Annotated in this window: 17 protein-coding genes; 8 read left to right on the top strand and 9 right to left on the bottom strand. The window is 53.3% G+C overall.

Translation table 11 applies throughout. The features are described 5' to 3' along the window. Positions 1-69 precede the first annotated feature (69 nt). Positions 70-816: a lysophospholipid acyltransferase family protein gene (locus HP555_RS04515; protein ID WP_199264002.1), complete on the bottom strand. Its 747-nt coding sequence runs from the start codon at positions 814-816 to the stop codon at positions 70-72. A gap of 354 nt (positions 817-1,170) precedes the next feature. On the opposite strand from HP555_RS04515, the gene icd reads away from it, so the two are divergent. Further along, a complete protein-coding gene (gene icd / locus HP555_RS04510; protein ID WP_199264001.1) occupies positions 1,171-2,388 on the top strand; it encodes an isocitrate dehydrogenase (NADP(+)) in 1,218 nt (405 codons plus the stop codon). A 15-nt stretch (positions 2,389-2,403) separates the two neighbouring features. Continuing rightward, positions 2,404-3,135, top strand: coding sequence for a ComF family protein (locus HP555_RS04505; RefSeq protein ID WP_199264000.1), 732 nt, complete (start codon positions 2,404-2,406; stop codon positions 3,133-3,135). A 93-nt stretch (positions 3,136-3,228) separates the two neighbouring features. Here HP555_RS04505 and HP555_RS04500 read toward each other — a convergent pair whose 3' ends face one another. Then, complete coding sequence (locus tag HP555_RS04500) at positions 3,229-3,795, bottom strand: YcbK family protein (RefSeq protein ID WP_199263999.1); 567 nt, start codon at positions 3,793-3,795, stop codon at positions 3,229-3,231. Between the two features lie 384 nt (positions 3,796-4,179). Further along, positions 4,180-7,041, bottom strand: coding sequence for a hybrid sensor histidine kinase/response regulator (locus HP555_RS04495; protein ID WP_199263998.1), 2,862 nt, complete (start codon positions 7,039-7,041; stop codon positions 4,180-4,182). A gap of 226 nt (positions 7,042-7,267) precedes the next feature. Between HP555_RS04495 and recC the strand changes: the two genes are divergently transcribed. The 3 genes from recC to recD are packed head-to-tail and all read left to right on the top strand — an operon-like array spanning position 7,268 to position 15,799. Then, positions 7,268-10,492 (top strand): exodeoxyribonuclease V subunit gamma, encoded by a 3,225-nt coding sequence (recC, locus tag HP555_RS04490; protein ID WP_199263997.1) that lies wholly within the window; start codon positions 7,268-7,270, stop codon positions 10,490-10,492. After that, positions 10,479-13,988, top strand: a complete 3,510-nt coding sequence (recB, locus tag HP555_RS04485) for an exodeoxyribonuclease V subunit beta (protein WP_199263996.1) — start codon at positions 10,479-10,481, stop codon at positions 13,986-13,988. The genes recC and recB overlap by 14 nt, the downstream gene beginning before the upstream one ends. Further along, positions 13,985-15,799, top strand: a complete 1,815-nt coding sequence (gene recD, locus HP555_RS04480; RefSeq protein WP_199263995.1) for an exodeoxyribonuclease V subunit alpha — start codon at positions 13,985-13,987, stop codon at positions 15,797-15,799. Before recB ends, recD begins: the two co-directional genes overlap by 4 nt. Before the next feature lie 53 nt (positions 15,800-15,852). Here the strand turns inward: recD and HP555_RS04475 are convergent, their stop codons facing one another. Further along, positions 15,853-17,250 carry a hypothetical protein gene (locus HP555_RS04475; RefSeq protein WP_199263994.1) on the bottom strand — a complete coding sequence of 466 codons (1,398 nt, stop codon included), beginning with the start codon at positions 17,248-17,250 and terminating at the stop codon, positions 15,853-15,855. Between HP555_RS04475 and HP555_RS04470 the strand changes: the two genes are divergently transcribed. Together HP555_RS04470 and HP555_RS04465 are read left to right on the top strand one after the other, a co-directional pair. After that, positions 17,249-17,479 carry a hypothetical protein gene (locus HP555_RS04470; RefSeq protein ID WP_199263993.1) on the top strand — a complete coding sequence of 77 codons (231 nt, stop codon included), beginning with the start codon at positions 17,249-17,251 and terminating at the stop codon, positions 17,477-17,479. The two genes, HP555_RS04475 and HP555_RS04470, sit on opposite strands and share 2 nt — an antisense overlap. Before the next feature lie 240 nt (positions 17,480-17,719). Further along, positions 17,720-18,265 (top strand): septation protein A, encoded by a 546-nt coding sequence (locus tag HP555_RS04465; protein ID WP_199263992.1) that lies wholly within the window; start codon positions 17,720-17,722, stop codon positions 18,263-18,265. Between the two features lie 365 nt (positions 18,266-18,630). On the opposite strand, the gene HP555_RS04460 is transcribed toward HP555_RS04465, so the two are convergent. The 5 genes from HP555_RS04460 to pta form a co-directional block, all read right to left on the bottom strand. Beyond that, entirely contained in the window at positions 18,631-19,701 is a 1,071-nt protein-coding gene (locus HP555_RS04460; protein ID WP_199263991.1) for a cyclic nucleotide-binding domain-containing protein, read from the bottom strand. A 63-nt stretch (positions 19,702-19,764) separates the two neighbouring features. After that, positions 19,765-20,106, bottom strand: a complete 342-nt coding sequence (locus tag HP555_RS04455) for a hypothetical protein (RefSeq protein WP_233249241.1) — start codon at positions 20,104-20,106, stop codon at positions 19,765-19,767. Positions 20,107-20,295: 189 nt separating this feature from the next. Beyond that, complete coding sequence (locus HP555_RS04450; protein WP_199263990.1) at positions 20,296-21,237, bottom strand: radical SAM protein; 942 nt, start codon at positions 21,235-21,237, stop codon at positions 20,296-20,298. 74 nt (positions 21,238-21,311) lie between these two features. After that, positions 21,312-21,698, bottom strand: coding sequence for a hypothetical protein (locus HP555_RS04445; protein ID WP_199263989.1), 387 nt, complete (start codon positions 21,696-21,698; stop codon positions 21,312-21,314). A 54-nt stretch (positions 21,699-21,752) separates the two neighbouring features. After that, a complete protein-coding gene (gene pta / locus HP555_RS04440) occupies positions 21,753-23,873 on the bottom strand; it encodes a phosphate acetyltransferase (RefSeq protein ID WP_199263988.1) in 2,121 nt (706 codons plus the stop codon). A gap of 773 nt (positions 23,874-24,646) precedes the next feature. On the opposite strand from pta, the gene HP555_RS04435 reads away from it, so the two are divergent. Then, a complete protein-coding gene (locus HP555_RS04435) occupies positions 24,647-25,213 on the top strand; it encodes a YeeE/YedE thiosulfate transporter family protein (RefSeq protein ID WP_269846868.1) in 567 nt (188 codons plus the stop codon).

Below are 25,213 nucleotides of genomic sequence, written 5' to 3'. Positions count from 1 at the left end.
GCTTTCCTCTAAAGAGAAAGGCAGAAACTTTTCTTTCACCCATGGGCTTTATTGGAGAGTCGTGCTGTGCTATTGCCCTGTATCAGCACCCTGATACCGATCCTCGAGCTGGCGGGAAACAGCATCACGCAACTCCATAGCCAGAATCTGTTTATCGCCGGCTTTGTAATGTGTAGTAGCCATAGGTTCACCGATCCGGATGACAATTTCCCCGCCACGTGGCAACAGCCGTCCTTTGGGCAGTACCTCGTAAGAACCGTTAAATCCCAATGGTACTACCGGTACGCGGGCCTTTATAGCCAAAAGCACTGCACCGGTTTTGAACTCCTGCAGCCGACCATCCGCACTCCGGGTTCCTTCGGGAAAGATAAGTACCGAGCTGCCTCCGGTAATTCGGGCTGCTGCCTGCTCAAGACTCTTCAGAGCCTGCCGGCCGTGCGAACGATCGATGGGGATATAACCGGCCTGGCGCATCGCCTGGCCGAAAACCGGAATCCGGAACAGCTCTTTTTTGGCAATCCAGCGGAAATCATGGGGAAAATACCCCTGAAATGAAAAAATATCGTACTGACTGCTGTGATTACCCGCAAAAATATAGATTTGTTCCGGATCGATGTTCTCTATCCCCTCAACCCTGACACGGACACCGGCAAGCAGGCACAAGATCCGGCCCCACCAGCGGGGAAACACCTGGGCTTTGATTTCTGATTGCCGCCCCCAGTAAATATCCAGCAGAGCGAGCAAGGAAACGGCAAGGGTTATAAACGGCGCAAGGATCAGTGTACAACTGCCTCGAATATAATGAAAAAATGACATACCTTAACCTTCTTTCCGAAAAGGATTTGTCCTGTGCATGAGCCAGGGTCCGTTTGTCAGCATTTTCCGGGGACACCCCGGTTCAGACATCAATCCACCTGACTCTTCTCTACCGCGCAGTAAAGACAAAACAACCACGTCATCATAAAAGTCGACAACCTTGTCCTTAGCAGGCAGGCATCAGAACTTCAAGTACTTCTGGAAAACCGGATGCCGACATCACTGCAAAACGAACGACACCCTGATTGACGGGAGACATCGGATCGAATATATATTTCATGGTCTCTTTTTATCTTGAGCAGAGACCTCTTTCTACAAACCTATAGCGTGTTATCGCTCGACAAGGAGTATACTGTGACTGCAGATCACATTACAATACAACCAGACGGCTCCCTGATTGTACCAAATCATCCTGTTATTCCGTTCATTGAAGGAGACGGTACCGGTCCCGATATCTGGAAAACAGTGCGGAAAGTGTTGGATACGGGAATAAGCAAAAGTTATAAGGGAACACGTACCATCGAATGGCTGGAGGTCCTGGCCGGTGAAAAAGCCTTTCAACAGACCGGCGAATGGCTGCCCCAGGACACGGTTGATGCCTTGAAAAAATACGTGGTCAGCATCAAAGGTCCCTTGACCACCCCCATTGGCAAAGGTATCCGCAGTTTAAATGTCACCCTGCGTCAGGTGCTTGATCTCTACGCCTGCGTTCGACCGGTGCGATATTACCGTGGGGTTGTCTCCCCGGTCAAGGCACCTGAACTGGTGAACATGATTATTTTCCGGGAAAATACGGAAGATGTCTATGCAGGCGTTGAATGGCAGGCCGGCACGGAAGAGGCTAACCGGGTTATAGAATTTTTGCGTAATGAAATGGGTGCCCACATCCGGGACAATTCAGGAATCGGTATCAAGCCGATCTCTGAATTCGGCACGAAGCGGCTCGTACGAAAAGCTGTCCAGCATGCCCTGGACCACGGATGTGATTCGGTCACCCTGGTTCACAAGGGAAATATCATGAAGTTTACCGAAGGGGCCTTCTGCAACTGGGGGTATGAGCTGGCTAGCGAAGAATTTGGCGACAGCACCATCACTGAAAAAGTTCTGTGGGAGCAGTTCAACGGAAAAGTACCGGCAGGAAAAGTTGTCATTAAGGATCGAATCGCTGACGCCATGTTTCAGCAGATTCTACTTCGCCCTGATGAGTACTCGGTACTGGCCATGCCCAACCTGAACGGCGATTACATGTCCGATGCTCTGGCTGCCCAGGTGGGTGGACTGGGCATTGCTCCCGGGGCTAATATCGGGGATGGTGTTGCGGTATTTGAAGCCACCCATGGAACCGCTCCAAAATATGCCGGCCTTGACAAGGTTAATCCCGGATCTGTTCTCCTTTCCGGAGTCATGCTGCTTGAGTACATAGGCTGGCAGGAAGCCGCCGATCGTATCACCTCGGCTTTGGAAACAACCATCTCCAACAAAACGGTTACCTATGATTTAGCCCGACTCATGACCGGGGCAACGGAACTCTCCTGTTCAGGATTCGGCAACGCCATCATCGACAACATGTAAAGAGCGGGTGCCTCTGTGTACGGGGCTGCGAGAACAATCTTTGGAACACTCAATGATCTGCTCTTTCCGCCCCTTTGCCTGGGATGTCAACAGCGGCTGGGATCCTCGCACCCGCCGCTTCTGTGTCCTGAGTGCTCAAAAAAACTCATTTTCATCCGTTCACCACTCTGCTCCCTGTGCGGCACGCCCTTTCCCAAAGGAGCAGATCACCTCTGCGGTGATTGCCTTGCCGGTCGTTATTCCTTCGATCTGGCACGATCACTCTGCCAATACTGCCCGCCCATCTCCGATTTAATCCTTGCCCTGAAATTTCACGGTCGATTGACCGGTATCGCCACCTTTCGAACCCTGCTTGATCAATCAGCTCTTTTCGAAATCTTTACCACTCCAGACATCATCCTTCCCGTCCCCTTACATAAGAAAAGATTACGGCAGCGCGGATTTAATCAGGCTCAGCTCATTACCTCGGGTTGCTTTTTGCAATGGCGGAAAAAAATTGTCCTCAACCTCCTCACACGACACCGTCCAACAACACCTCAGGCAGTGCTCAGCGGTTCAAAACGACGGCGCAATGTCCACAATGTCTTTTCCTTGAGCAGACCGGACCTGGTGGCCGGCGCACGTGTACTCCTGGTCGACGATGTTTATACAACGGGCAGCACGGTCAATGCATGCAGCAAGATTTTACGAAAGGCGGGGGCCGAACGGATTGAAGTGTTCACACTGGCCAGAAGTCTGGCCAGTTAAAACGAGAACAGAAAAGACTATTATTCACTCCTGAACAACAGCCTTTTGATATGAAAGCAACTCGTCAAAAAATTTACGCGGTGGTACTGCTTTTCACCATGTTCTGAACTGCCCGGAATCTAAATGGACAAAACCATCCCGGGGATAATAACCAACACCACCACACTGCATCTCCAGGGCACACTGTCGGACCTGGGCAAGACTCGCCCCGGAAAACCGGATATCAACTGCTTTGCCCTGCATATGCAGGCTCTTGGTCGCCACTCCGGAATGACCTTGCCGCAGCAACCTGTTCGTCTTTGGTGAACGAAAGCCGGAAACAATCTCATACACACCTTTATTGCCCATTTCTCCCTTCACCGCCCACAAGATATCCAGCAGTTTCGGATCGATGACATGCACCTGCCCGGTATTATAATCGCGCAGGAACCGATTGATTTTGGTAAGAGCCCGCCGATCATATGCCGATCCCGAAGCATACACTAAAGTAAGTTCCTGTTGAGTTCGAGTATGCACAAAAGAAAGGGAGCGTTTTTTTATCGCCTTGGCGCAGGCGATGGTGGGAGCTGAAACCAGTCCAAGTCCCAGAACAACCTGGGTTGCAGTCAGAAGAAATGAACGGCGGGATGTTATTGGTTGGGTAGTATTTTCTGTAATCATAAGGTCTTTGTATTGAATGGGGATCTGTTTGATATTTACATCAACGATCAACCACACGAGCGGTTGTAGATAAAAATTGGAGTTATTAAAATGTATACGCCTGCTGTTGTCAAGGTTTCGGCTCTTCTAAAGAGGTTTTCACAAAAAAAGACAACAGAAATTCAGGAGGTTATGGAACAATTTTTTTTTTGTTCAGTATAAGATCGCCTGCTGCAGCGGTAACAGATGGCATGTAGTTTTGCATACATGCACGTACAGCTCAAAAACATCATCAAATCAGTAAAATATGAAAATTCATTATGTGGCGATGCGTTCTTTGTCTGTACAGAGCACGCCATTTGACGCCATTTGACGCCATTGCCCCTCTTGGACAGGCGGAATTGATCACCCGTTACGAATCCGATCAAGCGCTGAGCGTACAGCCGCACTCAGACCCTGCAAATCCATAGGTTTCATCAACAAGTCACTGGCTCCGGCTTCAAGTGCGATTTCGTGATTCAGCCGGTCAGAATAACCGGTGCAGAGGATAACCGGTACAGAGAGATGTTTACGGCGCAGATCCCGCGTCAGATCAATGCCGGTCATTCTCGGCATTGTCTGATCGGTAAGCACAAGATCAATCGGCTCCTGGGCATGCTCCAGCAAAAAAGTGACCTCCTGTGGATCGCCGGTCGTGGTAACCGTATAACCAAGATGTGACAACATCATCTTATAGGTCTCACGGATATCTTTTTCATCATCAACAACCAGGATATGCTCTGTTCCGGTTGACAGGGGTCTTGATCCGTTTACCAATCCATTGTTCCCTGCCTGATCCACCAACGGTAGACAAACAGTAAAAACAGTCCCTTCCCCTGCCTTTGACTGTACATCTATTTGACCGCCCAACTCCTGAACAATACCATGAACAACACTCAATCCCATACCGGTCCCCTCGCCCGGTTGTTTAGTCGTAAAAAAGGGTGTGAAAATCTGCGACAAGATCTCCTCACCAATTCCCTGCCCAGTGTCCTCAACAACTAAAACAGCTCTCTCCTTGTCACTGTTTCCACTGTTTTGACCAGGTATCGTTACCGTTTCCAACCGAAGCCGGATAACAAGACGGCCACCGGTTTCCCGCATAGCGTAAAATGCATTGGTGCATAAGTTCATGACGATCTGTTGGATCTGCACCGGAGCAGCCATCACCATCATCTTCATTTCAGAAGCCGGCATATCTTGCACGATGTCAATGGTTGTCGGCAGGCTTGCACGAAGCAGCTTCAAACTCTCCTTAATAAGCGGTGCAATGGGAACCGGTACCTTTTCAATCACTGACTGACGGCTGAATGTCAGAATCTGCTGTACAAGATCGGCTGCCCGTTTCCCCCCCTGCCGAATATGCAGCAGGTTGGTATGCGCTTCCGTACCAGGGGTTGACTGCAAGAGTGCAAGGTCTGTGAACCCGATGATACCTCCGAGGATATTATTAAAGTCGTGGGCAATCCCCCCTGCCAGCGTCCCTATGGCCTCCATCTTCTGTGTTTGCCGCAGGCGGCTGTCCAGCTCCAGTTCTTGCGTGACATCGCGCTGTACGAGAACAAAATGGGGCACCGCACCGTTTGTACTGCGCATCGGGGAAATTGTTGCAACAGCAACAAAGAAAGTACCGTCCTTACGCCGGTTGATAATACGTCCCCGCCAGACTTCGCCGCCATCAACAACATTCTCGATCTTCAGATCAAACGAGGTGTCCTGCTCCTCTGCCCACAATATCCGGATTGATTGCCCACGGCATTCTTCCATACTGTAACCGGTCATTTCAACGAGGGCGGCATTTGCATAATCAATAATACCCTGACGATCGGCAATTAAAACCGCCTCTTTGACCTGGTCAACGGCTGTGGTAAGTCGTTGCTGTTGCGCTGCCCTTATCCGTTCATCCGTCACATCGTGAACGATCAAAATCCATTGCGGCTGCGGATCTGCCTGATAGAGTGTGGCATGGACAACAACCTCCCGCTTTGCCCCGGAAAAGGTGTGGAGCCGAATTGGCCCGCACTTGTAACGGGATCGGGCAGCTGTTCCGCCTTCCAGCTGCCTTGCGAGTTCATGCCTGGTGTCCCGGTGAAAAAAACTGAGAAACTCCTGCCCCACAACCTGCTCACCATCGGCTTCCAGCATTCGCAAAGCCTCCTGGTTGGCATAGAGAACCACTGCTTTGGCATTCAGAACAAAGACACCCATTGGAGCGAGGTCGAGTAACATTGCCAACTGTTTCTGGGCAGCCCGCTGTTCAGATTCTTCTTTTCTATGAACGGCAATACGACTTAAAATAAGACTCAACAATGCAACAACGGTCACTGCCACGGCTGTAACCACCAGCCACTGAGAACGGAATTCGGCCATGGACCCGAGCACCACGTGTTCAGGCGTCAGCAAAACAAGTGACCAACTCGTATCGGCAGCAAGATGCAGCGGATAAACCAGGCCGTACACTTTGCCGGGATTCTGCAGGTTTTGGGTCAAACGGTCTTCCGAGAGGACGACCAGCTTCTGTTCGCCGCTTCCCAAAGCAGTACGCAGAACCTTCACATCGTCTTCATTATTGACGTACAGGTGGTGAATGCTGTTGCCGACGAGAGAGACGCCCGGTGCGGTAAGAATAACGCCGCTCTGGTTGACCAGCAGAACATCTTCCTCATGGGGAAAGGAAATTTGATCAAAAATCCGTTGTGCCACCCGGGTAATCGGTAAAGAAAAAGACAGGCAGCCGGCAAATTCATCTTCCTGCCGGACTGCTGCAGAAAAAAAGATCTGCCCGACTCCGTCACTCAAACGATACAGATCGCTCACCCTGGGGTGATTTTGTTCGTGCAGAGTTCGACAATGGTCAGTGGCACCTTCCTGAGCCTCATTGGGTATTTCAGGGACAATGAACAATCGGATACCAGCGGCATCTGTCCGCTCAATCGACAGAATATCACCACCACGCATCGATAAAAAATCACCCAGTAAACTCTTGCCGCTCTCGTCGAGTTGCTGGATACCGGCCTGCTGCACCAGGTAGGTAAGTGCTGTACTGTATGTGGTCAGGTACTCCTGCAGTCCGACTTCCGCCTGCTGCGCTAAAAGTGTTTGCTGAAGACGAAAGGCGTCCATGGTTTTAGTATGTACTGAAAGGTAGGGAAGATAAAAAAGCCCTGCCAGAACGAGTGTGGCCAAAAACCCGAGAACAACGAGTTGATAATCAAATCGGTTTTTCATCACACTTTAGATTAGAATACATGGTGGAGTATGTTTTCCTGTCAATGCCACGTGTCTTCCACAGATACAGAGAAAAGTATCTCAGCAAAAGAATTATGATATTACAACGTTTTTTTGAAAGGCCCTATAAAATAATACAGCAGGTCCCGGCTCGATCCCTAGGAATAAAAATCATTATTGCGGATTAATGTTTCTATCACATTATTCCCCGCTTTTGGAGTGATCCGTGTTTCTCTACCAATCCAACCAGCTGGAAATTTTAGCGCTGCACCTTCGCACCATTCTGCAGGACACTCCGTCCGATCCATTCATACCCGAAGTTATCGTTGTTCAACACCAGGGCATGGCCCAATGGATATCCCAACAGTTGGCTTTTGCCGACGGGATAGCTGCCAACCTGCGCTTTCCCCTGCCTGCTCGTTTGATCTGGACAGTTTTGCAGGACCTTACCGGCGCAACACCGACTGAAGATCTGTTTAAAAAGTCTGTACTGCGCTGGCGAATCGCGGGTTTGCTCCCATCGTTTCTCACCCATCCGAAATTCGGGGAGATCACAACCTATCTTACAGATGATGACAGTGGCGAAAAACTCTATCAGCTTGCCGGCCGGATCAGTGATATCATTGACCAGTATCAGGTGTACCGACCGGAAATGCTGGATCAGTGGCAACAGGTTCAAGGCGATCACTGGCAGGCGGTTCTCTGGCAGGCTCTGACAGCCGACACCTTCCCTCAGCGTGCGTATCTGGGCAGACAGGTGCAGCAACTTCTGAATGCGACAGACAACGAAAACCGGAAACTTCTACCCCGTTACCATCTGTTCGGACTCAACTCCCTGGCCCCTGTCTATCTCGATATCTTTGCCCGCCTCGGTCAGCTGACCGCGGTGCACTGTTATCATCTCAGCCCCTGTCGGCAGTACTGGGGGGATATAATGCCGGCGCGGCATCAGGCCGGTCTGCGCGCCCGTCAGCAGCTGTCCTCCACCGCCGATACCTACCTTGAACAGGGTCATCCGTTATTGGCATCACTTGGAAAAACAGGGCAGGATTTTTTCGAACAGCTCCTGGCACTGGACGATATACAAAGCGTAGATCTGCACCTTGAAGATGAACAGGGCCATCTGCTGGCTGTACTGCGCAACGACATTCTTGACCTGCATGACCGGACGTCAGGCGAACATGGACGGTATCACCTTGATCCTGATGACCGTTCACTGCAGTTCCACTGCTGTGCCTCACCCTTTCGTGAAATCCAGGTGCTGCATGACCGTCTGCTCGATCTCATGCTGCATTATCCGGATCTCACCCCTGGTGATATTTTAGTCTGCGCGCCTGACATCCAGCTTTACGCCGACGCCATTGCCGGAGTCTTCAACGAGACCGGCCGCGAACACCACATTCCCTGGTCGATTGCGGATCAATCGCCGGATAATGCGTCCCCGCTGGTCCGTTGTTTCCTGGACGTACTCGATCTGTTTGTCGGTCGTTTCACAGCTCCGGATGTTTTAGCTCTCTGTGAAACTGCTGCCTTACTCCGCCGGTTCTCCCTGGACTCAACACTCCTGCCCCTCTTCCACGACTGGGTGAGTGGATCGGGGATCCGTTGGGGGCTGGACGAGGCACACCGGCACGACCTTGCGGTGCAGGGTGGCCACCTTCACAGCTGGCAGTTCGGGCTGGACCGGCTGGTGCTTGGCTACCTGATGGGAAACTGTCAGGAATCCCAGGCGGGTATTCTCCCCTATGCTATCCTGACCGCCGGTCATGCTGAAGATCTTGGTGGTTTTGCAACCCTGGTGACAACGCTGGCGCACTGGCGCCGGATGCTGCATGCTCCACGTCCAGCCGCACAGTGGACCGATGATCTCCTGAAACTGCTCGAATCCCTCTTCGCACCCAGTGAAGAAGACGAGGAAGGGCTGTTGATGCTTCAGACAAGCATCAGCAGTCTGCATGAGGACTGTCAGGCCGCCGGGTACCATACCCCGCTTTCCTTTGCCGTTGTTGCCCAGCATCTCAAAACCCTGCTGAGCCAGACCAGCGGCGGGCATACCTTTCTCAGCGGCAAGCTCACCTTCTGCAACATGGTACCCATGCGCTCTGTTCCTTTTCGTGTTCTCTGCCTGCTGGGCATGAACGACCAATCGTTTCCGCGTTCTCAGCACCCCCCTGCCTTTGACCTGATCGCCAAAGAACCACGCCTGGGGGATCGTAATCGTCGCCAGGACGATCGTTATCTTTTTCTTGAAGCACTGCTCTCCGCTCGCCATGTGCTGTACCTTTCCTGGGTCGGCGGCAACCTTCGCGATGAAACCCTTCTGCCCCCCTCGACAGTTCTGGTCGAGCTCATGGATTATCTCGACCAGAGCTGTGTTCTGCCCGAATCGACCGGGATTGCCGACCACCTGACCACCATTCACCCGGTTCAACCGTTCAGTTATCACTGTTTTGCCGGCAACCCGGCCATTGCCGGCTACAACCCGGCCTGGTTGCCGGCTGCAGAGGAACATGGTGCCATACCCTTTCTTACCTCGCCTCTGCCTGAACCGGATACAAAGTGGCATGACGTCTCCCTGCAGCAGCTGATTCGATTCTGGCAGCATCCCTGCCGTTTTTTCCTCGAACACATCCTTGGCCTGCGTCTTCGAAACAGAGAGGTGGAGATCGCAGAAAGCGAGCCTTTTTCTCTGAACAACTTACAAAACTATCATCTGCGTCAAGCAACCGTAACAGATCTGCTGGCCGGTGTACCGCTTACCAGAATCAACGAGATCCTGACCTCTGCCGGGCAGCTGCCCCACGGCAACTTCGGCCAAATCAGCTTTGAACAGATTGCCGGGGAGAGCATCTCCTTCAGCACCGCGGCAGAACCACTCCTCTCCCGGCCGCTGCTGCCCCTGGAAATAGATGTCACAATAGGTTCGTATCGGGTGAGCGGCCGACTCGACAACTGTTTTGCCGGGGGCCGGGTCGTCTGGAGAACCGGTCATGCAGCAGGCCGTGATCTCCTGGCCCTGTGGATCCCGCATCTTCTCCTCAACCTGCTCTGCCCGGACAGTATGCCTCCTGTCTCTATCCACTTAAGTCGTCACCCCAAGAGCAGCACCAGTCCGGTTCATCGGTCAACTCTGGGAACCGTACCCGATCCTGAACAGCATCTGCTCTGGCTGCTTGAGCGCTACCAACGGGGCCTGTCGCAGCCGCTCCCCTTTTTTGCTGAAACCAGCCTGGCCTGGGCCAGGGCAAAGCGTGACAAGAAGAATCCGGAGCAGGCAGCGCGACAGACCTGGGAAGACGGCTTTCTGATGGCCGGTGAAGGCAGTGATCCGGCCCACCGTCTCTGCTTTGAACAGCTGAGCTTTGCAGCGAACACGGAGTTTCTCGAACTAACAGATCTGTATACCACTCTCCTTGCCCATCTGGAGGTCGATGCTGATGCAGCCGCTTGACCCACTGACCCTCCCCCTGCACGGCACCCGTCTGATTGAAGCCAGCGCCGGTACCGGCAAAACATATACCCTGTCGCTCCTGTTTCTTCGTCTGCTGCTTGAGCGTGGTCTGGCGGTTGATCAGATTCTGGTGGTCACCTTTACCCGGGCAGCTACCAGCGAGCTGCGTGACCGCATTCGTGCTCGCCTGCGCCAGGCCCTTGCATACCTTGATCATCAACAGGTAGCAGAACCCGTGCTAGTGGCCCTGCTGCACTCGCTCCCCCCGGAACAATGTCGGGTCCGGCTTGCCGATGCCCTGGTGCGGATAGATGAGACAGCCATCCACACCATCCATGGATTTTGTCAGCGTGCTCTTCAGGAGCATGCCTTTGAAGCCGGCTCGCTCTTTGAATTCGAGCTCCTGGAAACAGAAGAGACACTGCGAATGCAGGTTATGGAAGATTTCTGGCGGAACCGTTTCTACGGGGCTGATTCAGATGAGGCCGGCTGGGCCGCCTCCCTATGGCAGGACCCCGCCGGTCTGCTCCGGGCACTGGGCAGAACCGTCACCTTGCACTGCGACCTGACTCCTGTGGTTGATCAGCAGAAGATCAACGACCTGATTCCCCGGGTAGAGGTGTTGTTTGCTGAGGTTCGGCGGAGCTGGCAGCTGCATGCCGAGGCAGTGCAAAATATTCTCGAAACCCATCCTGACCTGCAGCGTAACGAAAAAACATATCGCCTCTCAGACAGAGTGCCGGAACTCCTGGCCGCTATGAACGGATTAGCAGCCATGGCCAATCCGCCTCGACGGCTCCCTCCAGGCATTGAAAAACTCGGCAACACCGCCATGACAAAGGCGCTGAAGACAAGATGCCAGACCATGATAACCCATGAATTTTTCACTATTTTTGACCGGCTCTATCAAGCACATGCCCAGCTTCAGGAGCTCCAAACCGTGGCAATCCTGCACGAGGCCCGGAATTTTCTGCAGTCTGCATTAACCCGGCGCAAACAACTCCGGCGCTGGTTGGGATACGATGACCTGCTGACACAATTCGTCAAAGCCCTGGAACAGCCGCAAAGCGGCCAACAGCTGGCAACACGGATGTGCAGCCGCTACCCGGCGGCGCTGATCGATGAGTTTCAGGATACCGATCCGGTCCAGTACCGTATCTTCTCACACATCTACCGCCGTGACCGCACCTGCTGCCTGTTCCTCATCGGTGATCCCAAACAGGCGATTTATGCCTTCCGCGGCGCCGACATCTTCACCTACATGCAGGCCCGCCGTGAAACACCGCAAAACAACCGCATCACCATGACAACCAACTACCGGGCCACAGCACCCATGGTGCAGGCGGTCAACACCCTGTTCGGCAACCGCCAAGACAGTTTCGTTTTTACCGATGACATCATTTTTCATCCGGTAGAAGCCGCCCCCGAGCAGATTGCACAGCCCCTTCTCCACTCCGGCCTGACCGTGCCTCCGCTGAGCGCACTGCTCCTGGACAGTGAGCGTTTAAAAAAAGGCAAGGCTTCGACCATCAGTAAAGAACAGGCAGCCAGGGCCGCGGCAACCTACTGCGCCGACCTCCTCCTGGAGCTTCTGGAGGCAGGACAAGAGGGGCAGACCACCATCAACAACCAGCCTCTGCGCGCCGGCGACATAGCCATTCTGGTCCGAAGTCATCGTCAGGCCGATGTCATGCGCGAAGCACTCCGGCAGCGCGGTCTCAAGTGTGCGGCTCTCAACCAGCAATCGGTCTTTGCCGGTCCGGAGGCCAAAAATCTGCTGGAGGTCCTGACAGCCATTGAAGACCCATCTGATCCGGGTCGTCTCCGTTACGCACTCACCACTGATCTGTTCGGCCTGACCGGTGAAGAACTGTATCAGCTCACCACAGATGAACATGCCTGGGAACACAGACTGACCACCTTTTTTCACTGCCGCCGGATATGGCGCGAACAGGGTATCTTGTCGATGTTTCAATACCTGCTGACCACTGAAGGCATCACCCGCCGTCTGACGGCACAACACGGTGGAAGCCGCAGTTTGACAAACTACCTCCATCTGGTTGAACTCCTCCAGCAGAGTCATACCGGTCGACATGGTACAACAGCACTGCTGCGCTGGTTCCATCGCCAGATCGACATTCCAGACACCACCGCTGAAAACCAGCTCATACGCCTGGAAAGCGATGAAGAGGTCGTCCGCATTGTCACCATACACGGCTCAAAAGGGCTGGAATTCCCGGTGGTGATGCTGCCGTTTCTCTGGGCTGAACGCCCTTCAACCAAAACCGGACCAATTATCTTTCATGACCGCAATACCCTTCGTCTGACGGCCGATCTCGGCAGTGGTGTGGAAAAACATGATCTCTGGGCAGAGGAGGAGGCGTTGGCTGAGGAGTTGCGACTGCTCTACGTTGCCATAACCCGCGCCAAATCCGCCTGCCTGTTCTGCTGGGGAAGAGTAAAGGGCATGGAGCACACCGCCCTTTCGTATCTTCTCCACAACGGTCTGTGCCCTGCAGACGATACGGAGCTCACCTACTCTCTTGAACAGTTCAATCGCAACGAGACACTGCTTGCCCTGCGACCCTACCCTGCAACATTCAGCTCTCATCGTGCTGTTGCCAAGGTGAAGAAAGTACAGTTGCAGCCGGCAATTTTTCATGGACAGATCAATCCAGGCTGGACCATGACCAGCTATTCCCGCCTCAGTGGCGGTAAAGAAACCGACCCCATTGGGGAGAGCGGCGGCCGAGACGACATCCCTTTTCAGGCGGCCGAGGATTTCACCTCCATCTTTACCTTCCCGCGGGGTCCGGTGGCAGGCACCTGTCTGCACACCCTTCTGGAGCAGCTGGAGTATGCCCGACCGGCCGGTGAACAGCTTGCGATGATCGACCAGGCCTTGCTCCAGGCCGGCATCAACCGGAACTGGCAAACAGCCGTGGCCGGCTGGCTCGATGATCTGCTGACAGTTCCCCTGCCCGGTACCTGCTCTCTTGGTCAGCTACCCGAACAGGACCGGCTGCACGAACTGGATTTCCTTTTTCCGCTGCACCAGGTCGATCTGCACCGGTTCAACACCCTGCTGATCCAGGGAGGGGGGCGATCGCTGAACATCTCCTCCACCTCACTGCACGGTCTGATGAAGGGATTCATCGACCTGGTGTTCCGCCATGAGGGCCGATATTATATCGTTGACTACAAGTCAAACTATCTCGGCCCTGACTACACCGCCTATGATCCTCAATCCCTTGCCGCGTCCATGGAAAATCATCAATACCATCTGCAGGCTCTTATCTACACCCTTGCTCTTCATCGCTATCTCAACGTCCGGATAAAGGGGTATGCGTACGATCAACACTTCGGTGGTGTGTACTATCTGTTTCTGCGTGCCATGCATCCAGCCTTGCCGCAGGGAACCGGCATCCATTTTTCACGAGCCGACCATCAGCTGGTAGCAGCCCTGGATGCCTGCTGCCACGGAGAACAGCGATGACCTCCCTTCCCTTCTACAAACAGGTCCTGCCGCATCGTCTGTTCCGGCCCATTGATGTTCAGGCCGCTGCTCTTGTTGCCCGCATTGATCGGGAACAGTGCGATGCACTGCCCTTCCTTACCGCTCTGGTCAGCTGGGCCGCCGGTCAGGGGCACACCTGTCTGCCTCTTTCCGGGGTACGCGGGCTTCTCATGGATCAGGACTTGGAGATCCCATCGTACATCAACCCTGACAGTCTACCTGCTTCCCTGCCCGCATCTCCAGCCATCGGCCGACCAGGTGACATCAGGCCGCTTATTCTCGACAACAACAACCTCTACCTGTACAGACTCTTTCATGCCGAAAAAGTGGTTGCCGAACTTTTATTAGAGCGAGCAGCTCCAACCGGGACAACACCAAGTCCGGATACTTTGTCGATACTCAATCAGCTGTTCCCGGATACGGCACAGACAGAAGATACCGACTGGCAACGCGCCTCTGCGGCCCTGGCGCTTTTCCGGCGTGTTGTCGTGATAACCGGCGGTGCCGGGACAGGAAAAACACATACCGCAACCCGCATCCTTGCCCTTCTCACGTCTCTTGCCCCCACACCACTTCGCATCGCCCTGGCTGCACCCACCGGGAAGGCCGCCCTTCGTCTTCAGGAGTCGATTCGCCGTGCAAAAACAACACTGCCACAGGCCTTAACCGAACTCATTCCGGACCAGACACAAACCATTCATCGCCTGCTCGGATATCAGAGGTACAGCTCGGATTTCTTTCACAACCGGAGCAACCCGCTTCATCTCGACCTCCTCCTGCTTGACGAGGCATCGATGATCGACATACCGCTCATGGCAGCCACCCTGAGTGCGCTGCCTGCTACCTGTCAGCTGATTCTGCTGGGAGATAAGGATCAGTTAGCCTCGGTGGAGGCGGGCAATTTTTTTGGTGATGTCTGTGGTGATGGCGGCAACCACTGGTCAAGCCGATTGCGGGATCAGTTGCGGCCATTTCTGGGGACTTCGCTTCCACCTGCTCCAGCCGGAGAACCGGCAGAACCCATGGCAGACTCGCTGGTCAGGCTACAGGTGAGTCATCGGTTCTCTGAAAATTCCGGGATCAGCACCCTGGCCCGGGCGGTTCTTGACGGCGCTGTCGACAGTCTCCAGGCAGTACAGCAGCGCTCCTTCACAGACCTGCACCTGCCATGTGACAAGCACGGCTCTTTCACCGCCCGGTTACAGGAACACCTTGTTCCATTTATTCTGCCGTTGCTGACGGCCACTTCGCCGCTCATCGCCCTTCAGGAACTGGCTGATCGTCGTGTTCTCTGTGCCCTGCGGGAAGGCCCGACCGGCGTTGAAGGCATCAACCGCGTGGCGGAAAGTATGGGGCGACGCCTTGGCCACATCTCCGGAGGCGGGTACTGGTATCGTGGCATGCCGATATTGATCCTGCGTAACGCCTACCACATCGGCCTGTTCAACGGAGATACCGGTGTGCTGTGGCCCGATGAGCGGGGAGTCCTCCAGGCCTGGTTTCCTCTTGCAGACGGCGAACTTAAACCATTCCACCCGGGGCAGTTACCGGCCTGGCAACCATCCTATGCTCTTACAGTGCATAAGGCGCAGGGCTCCGAGTTTGCCAGGGTTTTACTGATCATGCCCCAGGAGGATCTGCCCATTCTCAGCAAGGAACTCCTGTATACTGGAATTACCCGGGCGCGAGCCGAACTGACCCTCTACTGCCGAGCAGATCTCCTGCAGCTCATCAGTCAACGGCGATTAATTCGCTACTCAGGGCTTCAGGCCAAACTTCGACAGGCATGATAATGAAAAGGACCGGATTAGCGGACCTGATAACCGCCCCAGCGGAGTAAGCCCTACTTTTCATGGAAAAGTGATTGGCGCAACAGCTCAGTATTCTCATAACTGGAGAACAAAACCAGCTGTTTAACAAACTCGATGATCCGCTCATCATCAATGTCATTGTGACCGGCAATCAGATTCTTATCAACAGAGGTCACCAGGTATGGATTGCGTGCGGCGGAGCCGGCAGTGCGTTCTAACACAACCGCACCGAATTCCAGCCGGCTGCCCTTGGTATCGTTTTTCCAGCCGTCACTTGCCTGAACAAACGTGCGTACACTCTCCGCTGCGCTGGCTGATTGAACAGCTTCCCGTTTTTGTACAGCTTTCGGAGCAAGGTGATGTGTCCGATACGGTTCAAAGTGGCCGACTGCAGTCCTGTTCGCCCTTTGTTCATCAATGCTCTCCAGCTCACCGGAGGCCGCATTTCGACGTACATGCTGTGAGTTGCTCTTCTCAAACATGGTCGAAAGTCGACGACCGGCCGGAAAGGCTATTTTGGTTGCCAGATCAGCCTCAGAAGTCAGGATCAGCAGTACCGGCCGTTGATCGGCGGTGTAAAAACCGCGTTCCGTGCTCATATCACTCAGCGGCGTGTACAGATTGGCCTCAAACGCCGGATTGATCAGCACCACGAGGTTGCCGAATCCCTGCACATCTGATTTCTGTCCGGCAGGGCCTTTGGTCTGTATAAACCGATTTTCCAGAATCTGTGCTAAAGCCGTATGGACAATAGCACCGCCAAAACTGTGGCCCAGAGTGATCAGCCTGGTGCTGCTTTCACAGTCTGCCCCCCCGACCCCGTCGTCAGCACGGCAAACCATGCTGTCTCTGGTCCGTTTTACATCTTCAAGGTGACTGAGCACCTCGGTCACCCTGCCATGGCCGACCTTTTCTGCGGTATTTTTCCGATCCCAGAAAGTTATATTTTCCAGGTAGGGGACGGTCAAAGAGCCGCCTCGCCAACCAAGGTAAATTCCCGTCACAAGTCGCGGTTGGCTGCCGGTGGTCCGGGCAACAAATTGCTCTGTATCACTCAGTTTGGCAAGGAAACGACGAAAGGTTTCAATGTTGCTGTCTCCAGGGGCGGCACTGTGCTTCCAGCCATGAACAAAACTCACCAGCAGTATATCCTTTTTGGCCGTCTGTTCGTACACAGTATCAAGAACAGTGCGCATCTGCTGACGATCCCAGAGCTGTCCCTGATCATCGAACTCTATAAAGCCCAACAGGTACTGGGCACCGTTGTCGGTTGGAAGATACTGTAAAGCATGCTGCTCACAGTCGGCATTGGGCACAGCGGTTTGACTGACGCACTGCCCGTTGTCCCGATACTGTGTATGCGGAGTGCATGAGGTGAGAAAAAAACCAACAGACAAAACAGCTGCCAGAAGTCCTGTTATTCTTGCCATGACATTGTCTCCAGAAGGTGTTGGCCGGGATGCGGCGACCGGCTCAGGGAAGGTTGACAAATCATCGCTGATCGTGGCTCACTGGCAAACAGATAGCATGGATCTTTCAGATGCGCATCCGGATTATATCGGCAAACCGGCAAAAAACACTGTCTGTGTTCGTGCAGTTGTACTTCTTTTCAGCTGGGAGGCGGAACAGAACAAAGGTCGGACAATACCGATGATGTAAAAGAACAGGAGAAAAATTACAATCACCAGGATTGTGGTTCTGGCCTTCAATACCCTTTACAAGACATCTGTTCGTTTGAGGCTGGCGTTGACGGCCCGGATGTTTTAAGTTGCACTGCCACCGACTCGTGCGTACCATGAACGCAGAACAGCATGCCTGTCCTTGTTCGATTTTCTTTCTATTGATCCTGTACAGCTGCATGAATTTTTTAACCGTATTCCTTCATGACCGTCTTTTTTTATGAAATTTCTCGCTGATTTTTTTCCGGTTCTTCTTTTTTTCATCACCTACAAACTCTATGACATCTATGTTGCCACTGGAGCAGCAATTGTTGCCACGGTTGTTCAGTGCACGTTTTCCTGGCTGAAAACCCGAAAGATCCCGGGTATGCAACTGGTCACCCTTGCCATTATCCTTGTTTTCGGCGGCCTCACCCTGTTTCTCCGTGATGAACTGTTCATCAAGATAAAACCCACGGCCATCAACTGGCTCTTTGGTGCGGCCTTTCTCCTGAGCCACTGGATTGGGCAAAAAACAGCCATTGAACGGTTGATAGGAGGCAACCTGACCTTGCCGCAACCGGTCTGGCGTCGGCTCAACCTTGCCTGGTCCACCTTCTTCTTCATCCTTGGCGGGATCAATCTCTATGTGATGCATTTTTTTGATAGCAATACCTGGGTGAACTTCAAGCTTTTCGGTATGCTGGGCCTGACGTTGGCCTTTGTTATCGTGCAGTCTGTCTATCTCGCCCGGTATGTCACGGACACCCCTTCCCAGCCTGATTAAGAACACCTCACACTTTAATATCCGGTTATACAATCATCCCTGATACGGTGGTATGTTCGGGCTGTGGAGAATGAACCAGTGAACTGCCATGGCTGCGCGGTTTTGCGATAAGCAGTCAGACTGTGCTCTACCTGTCTGACGACCGGGGATGTGCAGGCACTGGGACTGCCTGCACTATGTGGTGACTGTGCTGACCAGAACGACGATCAGCACAGCAAAAAAATCATGCTCCTGCCGGTCGGGACAAAAGAAGGATTCTTCTGACTGTGCCTGCGGGCTGCATGTCCTGAGATTGCAGACGGACAAAGAGAGGCCCATCTTCTTGATCGGGAAAAAACCGGCGTCATGCGCTTGCAATCCTTTGATCAATCATTGAGTTCGTCCATACGTCGCATACCCTCCATGATCAGTCCCATGAACCCACCGATAACCGGTAGTTTCTTTTCTTCATCAGACAGGCTGCTTGTATAGGTAAACGTGCCGTTATTCTTTGCCAGCAGGGCAAAGAACGCCTCTTTCCCGTCCAGGTTCTTGTAGCGGGTATCAATCAGCTCACCTTCATGGAACACAGCCTCTGCAGTACCGTCATCAAGTACCAGCTGCACCTTCCCGCTTTTCTGGCTGGAGTTGATCAACTGAAAGAGTTCCACGGAATTGATTTCAGAAAGACGGCCGGTCATGCCGGAACTGATGGTACCGGCCCGCATGGTGTTGGCCTGGGCACGTTCCACCAGCATGCGGTAAAAGAAGACCTGCAGGACAGGATAGCGATTAAGGATATGCTTAAAATCTTTACTGGACAGGGTGGCCAGCCTGGTTTTCTCCTTGGAGTGAATGGTTGTTGTCACCGGCTCTCCCGACAGCAGGCTCATCTCACCAAAAATATCACCGACACCCATCTCCGATAAGGTTTGTCCCTCATTACCGATCACAGCCACCCGACCCTCAAGGATGATATACAGACTGGTTCCCGGCTCACCCTTTTTCAGCAGGACCTTGTTGGCGCCATACTCCTTCAACCGGAGCTGAGCGGAAAGGTCACGGAGGCTGTCCTCATCCAGTGGCTCAAAAATATCCAGTGTGCGCAGAACATCATAAAATCGATCGAGATGCCGCATCCGCGCCCTCTGTTCGGCCACGGCCAGCAGTTTCATCTGCAGGGTTGCAAAGTCCTTTTCTTTTTTAAATTCAAAACGGATTAAACCGGTACACCCGCCGCACTCAAATTTGACCCGCTGTTGACCAAACGGAGAAAAACGTTCCATACTCTTTTTTTCCGTCACCGCCCTCATCAGTTCTCGTACCATCATCAGACAGGCGGCTTTTCCCTCAGGCACGGTTAAGGCCATCTGTTCAACTTTAAACTCTTCACCAACATTGTAGATCGGACAGTTCCGTTCCTCGGTAACAATAAAAATGGCGTTACGATAGTCCATGTTCCTCCAGGAGGTTACGGTCGGCTGCGGGATGGCCTGCATGAAAAAAAGATCGCAGCATGCTCAATCAGACCGGCCCAGAAGAAGATAGATGATCAGTCCCATAACAGCGGCACCGCCAAAAACAACTGGCAACACTTTGGCAACCTGCACTTCACCGTTCACCACCAGGGTCTGCATGTACGGTGTACCCGAGGCATACCAGACGCCCAGGATCAACCCTAAAATGATCATATCACGAAACGCTTTTTTATAGATCAGGTAGACAGCCAGTGCAATAAACGGAACCAAAAACCAGGGGTTGGAAAAGAGTCCAGCGAAATCAACCTCTTTTACCTGTTGAGGCAGGTTGGTTTTTTCCATAAACGCGCGAATGGAGTCTACAGTTGCTTGAAAAGCCATCATTTCTTCCTCATAGGCCCAGTTTGTTCGGCCGTCAAACCCGATGAAGTACGTTTGCCATGTATAATCGGACTACCATGTCGGCTTTGACGGTAATATCTTATGCTTTCATGGTAGCAACAGCGCACTCGTTCGTCAAAATCAATCGTCTCACCGGCCAGCTGGTGATGACAAAAGAAGACGCTGCTGACGTTATGGGTGCAGGCGGCGCAGAATCCGCACCAGATCAGGTTCGTCAAGACGAGTCAGGCCGACCTTCCCGGCCACTTCCATGGCATGACGGTACTCTGTGCCGCTGATCTGGTGCCGGAGCTCCTCATACTCATCTGCCCGGCCACAGGGGTGATACTGGGCCATGATATTGACGTAGGTCTGTGCTGAAATTTGAGTGGCGATCCAGGCAAGGATGGCCTCGGTCTCTTCCATGAGTCCGGGCATCAGCAGATGACGGATAAGCAGGCCGGATCGGGCCAGACCATCCGCATCGATCACCAGATCACCGACCTGGCGGTGCATGGTCGCCAGGGCCGCCTGCATCCGTTCTGGATAGTCAGCAGCCTGGGCATAGCGCTCGGCTGTCTGCGCACGCCAGAACTTGACATCCGGCATGTAGATATCGACCACACCGGCCAGCAGATCCAGCGTCTCAACCCGTTCATAGCCACTGCAGTTAAACACAACGGGAATATTGAGTCCTGCTTCCAGGGCCGGTATCAGGGCGGCCAGGATCTGTGGTACCACATGGCTGGGCGTAACCAGATTGATATTATGGCACCCCCTGGCCTGTAATTCGAGCATGATGGCGGCAAACGCTTTGGCGTCAACCTCATCGGCCGGTCCATCCCCCTGGCTGATATCCATATTCTGGCAGAAACAGCAACAGAGGCTGCAACCGGCAATAAAAACAGCACCGGAACCACCTGTGCCGACCAGTGGCTGCTCTTCTCCGAAATGCGGCCCATAACCGGCAATTCGCGCCAGCGCCCCGGTACCGCACCAGCCGGTTTCTCCGGCCAGCCGGTTGACACGGCACTGACGGGGGCAAAGCATGCAATTCTGCAACAACTGTTCGGCCTCAACAGCTCTTTGCTGCAAAAGACCGTTGGCAAGCAAGGTGTGAGCAACGATAGACATACAGCCTCTCCTTCAGCTGACACAGTACACCGGCATTAACGCTGCAGATGCTTCCAGCCGGGCGTCAGCTGCACTTATTGGTTTCCCGGCATGCCGTCCATTTCATCGAGCAACGCCTGCAGACCGATGGCCTGCAGAACGGTTGAGCACTCATCATGGTGGAAAAAACCGGCAATCACACTGGCAAACTGTGTGGCAAGAAAAACAGTATCCACATCCTCCTGTTGCGCCAGCAGACGCCGGCAGGAGCCACTGTCATCCATCTGCACCGCTGCCAGCAGATCGTTGAGCCATGGCAGTTGAGATTCTTCAAAATGAAACTCCACCATGGCCTGGGCATACATGGCGATAACAGCTGCCCGATGTTCATAAAGCGCATCAACATCGTTCTGCTGTGCGGCTGTCAACACCGCGGCGATCTGTTCACGAACGGCTTCCACATCCTGCTGTTCACTGGTCATTACTGTGCTCCATGATCTTGTAGGAAAGGTAAAGGGCAGACGGATAATCGTCTTTCAAGCACCCTGTGATTTTGCGCACTGTACTGTAACCGCCTGGGCCTGCACAGCAGTGATTGCAACCGTATTGACAATGTCAGCCACCAGGCAACCACGACTCAGATCGTTGACCGGTCGATTCAATCCCTGAAGAATCGGGCCGATGGCCACAGCCCCGGAAGAGCGTTGAACCGCCTTATAGGTGTTGTTGCCGGTGTTGAGATCCGGAAAGATGAACACCGTGGCCCGACCGGCCACCTGACTCTTCGGCATCTTCTGCGTCCCCACAGAAAGATCAATGGCGGCATCATACTGAATAGGGCCGTCAATCACTAACTCCGGGCAGCGCTGTCGGGCCAGCTGCACAGCCTGCCGTACTCGTTCAACATCCTCACCCTGCCCGGAAGTACCGCTGGAGTACGAGAGCATGGCAATAACCGGATCAATGTTGAACATGGCGGCTGTTTCAGCCGAGCGGATGGCGATCTCGGCGAGCTCTTCACTGTTCGGGTTGGGATTGACTGCGCAATCACCATAAACCAGTATCCTGGTTTCAAAGCACATGAAAAAAACGCTGGAAACAACCTGCACCCCCGGCCGGGTACGGATGATCTGGAAAGCAGGGAGAACCGTGTGCTGTGTGGTGTGTACGGCACCGGATACCATACCGTCTGCCCTGCCGGTGTGAACCATCAGCGTTCCGAAGTAGCTGACATCATTGATCGCATCGTTGGCATAATCTCTGGTGACGCCTTTGTGTCGCCGGAGTTCGTACAGCGTTTCGATGAACTCCTCCCGCAGCGGCGATGTTGTTGGGTCGATGATGGTTACATCCTGCACCTTCAGACCAAGGGTTGCCGCCCGACTGCGAATAACCTTTTCATCGCCCAGCAAAGTCAGATCAACAACCTCCCGGGAGCGTAGAATTTCAGCGGCCTGCAGAATACGATCCTCTTCACCTTCAGGTAAAACAATATGCTTGCGATCAGCCCGGGCCCGCTGAAACAGCGAGTACTCAAACATCAGCGGTGACATGGTGGTGGCAGTGGTCTCAATGACCTGCTGCTCCAAACCGGTGGTATCGATGTGGTTCTCAAAAACACCCAGGGCACGGTTGATCTTCTGTTCGTAATGCGGTCGCAGGATACCCTTGATCTCACCGGCCAGCTGGGCCACGGTATAGGTATCAGGGGAGACCAGATAGATCGGCAGGGCCAGATCATCAATACCGTCAAGCAGCCTGACCATGGACGGACCGGGAACCATGCCGCCGGACAGAATCAGGCCGGCCGGCGAAGGATAGTTGCGTGAGGCTATGGCCCCCAGGGTGGCAAAGATAATATCCGGACGATCTCCAGGGGTAACGATCAGATCATTTTCCTCTAAAAAATCAATGTAGTTGACCGGGCTCATCGCCGCCACCTTAATGGAATGAACCTCACGCTGCAGGCCGGTTGTCGGTCCGCTGAAATGACGGGCATCCAAGGCTTCGATGATCTCCTCCATGGTCGGCATACTGAACCCTGTCATCTCCGGTAAAAAACCGAGCCGATACGGTTTGTTCCACAGATTCCTGCGTATTTCGGCCTCAGCACTCCCCAACAGATCAGGATCTATCCGATTGACAAAGATCGCCAGAAGCGGGCACTGGTACTGCTCATAAATCCTTTCCGCAACGGCTATATCCTCCTCGATTTCGGCAACCGTATGGTTACGTCCATTGGTGACGTGCAGAGTCGGGGTACCGAGTTCCCGGGCAATCCGAATACTGATGTCATAGTCAAAGGCCTCGGACATGCTGACGATATTGGGTCCTTCACACAGAAGAAAGTCGCACTTTTTGCGAACTTCACTGTACTTGCGAACAATCTCGCGAAAAAGAAGCAGTTCCTCACCCTCAGCTATCATGGTCCGGGCCAGTTCATGACTCACCCCTGCCATCTCATCAAACCGCAGACCGATATTGTAGCGTTTCCGGATGAGTTCGATATCGTTGTCACCCTTGCCGTCACCGGGAATAATCGGCCGGAAAAAACCAATACGGCTGATCCGGCGAGAAAGTATCTCCATAACACCTAAGGTGACGACCAGCTTACCGCTGTCCTTTTCCAGGTTGGCAATATACAGTGAATCCGCCATGCTCTCCGCGCCCCTTCTCTTGCACTCTGTTCGCACCGATTGAACTGATCATTGACCTTTCCAGCCGACACAAAAAATAGCCCCGTGATTCCAGGTCACTATAGTCGGAGACAAACCAAAGACGCAAGCAGGGACAACAGTTCGCAAAAAACGAAAACCTGCGCACTGCGTGCAGGCTTGGAAGGACTGCCGATACCACAGGCGGGAACGTTGTAATGCAGCCATGCCTGTTGTGCACATCTGCAGCTGGATGTTTTGCTTAAAACAGATCAACAGACAAGAGGCGGAAAATAAGCCTGCACACCCGCCGGCACCTGCAATTATTTGCATCCTCCAACATACCTCACTGTCTTCAAGTTTGCGGAATTTCTGGTTTCAGGTACAGTACGCAGGCAGTTGCTACTTTCCCGGCCTCGCAGCCGCATACCCTGAACCTTTCGATCCGGCTTTGTTCCTGCTGTACACCCTGTCCGGAGACAGGCGTGTCCTGTCAACAAGGACACCGTGTCTGCCTTACCAACCCTGCTTCACCAGCAGACAAATCGTTCATCCTGGATATTCCTACTTGAAAATCATTATTAAACTGTTATTTAAAGACAGGCCGTGATCAATGCAGATACAATCGCATTCTTGTCTACCGAGGTAAACAGACCTTCTGTTCTTCCCGACACGGGACCGGCCGGTACCAGCAGCACACGTTCAAAAAGTCACCCGAAAGGTGCACCAACCCAGATAACCAAGTGGATACCAGTGGACTGTCACTGCTTGTAATCATTCGAAATCAAAAGGAGGAAACAGCATCTATGCACAGAAAGACACAAGACAATGGATGGAGCCCTTATCTGGCCGGGGCTCTGGTGGGACTGTTGGCGCTTCTTTCCGTCTATGCAACAACCCAATGGATGGGAAAAAGCAACTATCTCGGCGCCTCAACAACCTTTGTACGGGCCGCCGGTTTACTTGAACAGGTGGTCTATCCGGAACGGGTTACGGCCAATGCGTACTTTACCAAGGAAAAAGTGCGGGTTGACTGGCAATTCATGCTCATCATCGGCATCTTTATCGGTGCCCTGATCTCCTCGAAAACCGACAAGAGTTTCAAGCTGGAAAGTGTTCCACCCACCTGGGAAGAACGATTTGGCCCCTCCACAGGTAAACGGGCTGTCAGTGCTTTTCTGGGAGGCATTGTCGCCATGATCGGCGCCCGTATGGCGGACGGATGCCCAAGTGGACACGGGATGAGTGGCATGATGCAGCTGTCGGTCAGCTCGTTTGTCGCCCTGGCCATGTTCTTCGGAACCGGGGTCCTTGTTGCCGGGCTTGTTTACAGGAGGAAATGA

The sequence above is a fragment of the Desulfobulbus oligotrophicus genome (assembly GCF_016446285.1).
Taxonomy (GTDB): Bacteria; Desulfobacterota; Desulfobulbia; order Desulfobulbales; family Desulfobulbaceae; genus Desulfobulbus; species Desulfobulbus oligotrophicus.
This window is presented reverse-complemented; position numbering and strand designations above follow the sequence as displayed.

Excerpts from the sequence above, each read along its gene's own strand:
- HP555_RS04515 (WP_199264002.1), bottom strand. The coding sequence starts at position 816 with ATGTCATTTTTTCATTATATTCGAGGCAGTTGTACACTGATCCTTGCG.
- HP555_RS04500 (WP_199263999.1), bottom strand. The coding sequence starts at position 3,795 with ATGATTACAGAAAATACTACCCAACCAATAACATCCCGCCGTTCATTT.
- HP555_RS04495 (WP_199263998.1), bottom strand. The coding sequence starts at position 7,041 with ATGAAAAACCGATTTGATTATCAACTCGTTGTTCTCGGGTTTTTGGCC.
- recB (WP_199263996.1), top strand. The coding sequence starts at position 10,479 with ATGCAGCCGCTTGACCCACTGACCCTCCCCCTGCACGGCACCCGTCTG.
- recD (WP_199263995.1), top strand. The coding sequence starts at position 13,985 with ATGACCTCCCTTCCCTTCTACAAACAGGTCCTGCCGCATCGTCTGTTC.
- HP555_RS04470 (WP_199263993.1), top strand. The coding sequence starts at position 17,249 with ATGACATTGTCTCCAGAAGGTGTTGGCCGGGATGCGGCGACCGGCTCA.
- HP555_RS04475 (WP_199263994.1), bottom strand. The coding sequence starts at position 17,250 with ATGGCAAGAATAACAGGACTTCTGGCAGCTGTTTTGTCTGTTGGTTTT.
- HP555_RS04465 (WP_199263992.1), top strand. The coding sequence starts at position 17,720 with ATGAAATTTCTCGCTGATTTTTTTCCGGTTCTTCTTTTTTTCATCACC.
- HP555_RS04460 (WP_199263991.1), bottom strand. The coding sequence starts at position 19,701 with ATGGACTATCGTAACGCCATTTTTATTGTTACCGAGGAACGGAACTGT.
- HP555_RS04455 (WP_233249241.1), bottom strand. The coding sequence starts at position 20,106 with ATGATGGCTTTTCAAGCAACTGTAGACTCCATTCGCGCGTTTATGGAA.
- HP555_RS04450 (WP_199263990.1), bottom strand. The coding sequence starts at position 21,237 with ATGTCTATCGTTGCTCACACCTTGCTTGCCAACGGTCTTTTGCAGCAA.
- HP555_RS04445 (WP_199263989.1), bottom strand. The coding sequence starts at position 21,698 with ATGACCAGTGAACAGCAGGATGTGGAAGCCGTTCGTGAACAGATCGCC.
- pta (WP_199263988.1), bottom strand. The coding sequence starts at position 23,873 with ATGGCGGATTCACTGTATATTGCCAACCTGGAAAAGGACAGCGGTAAG.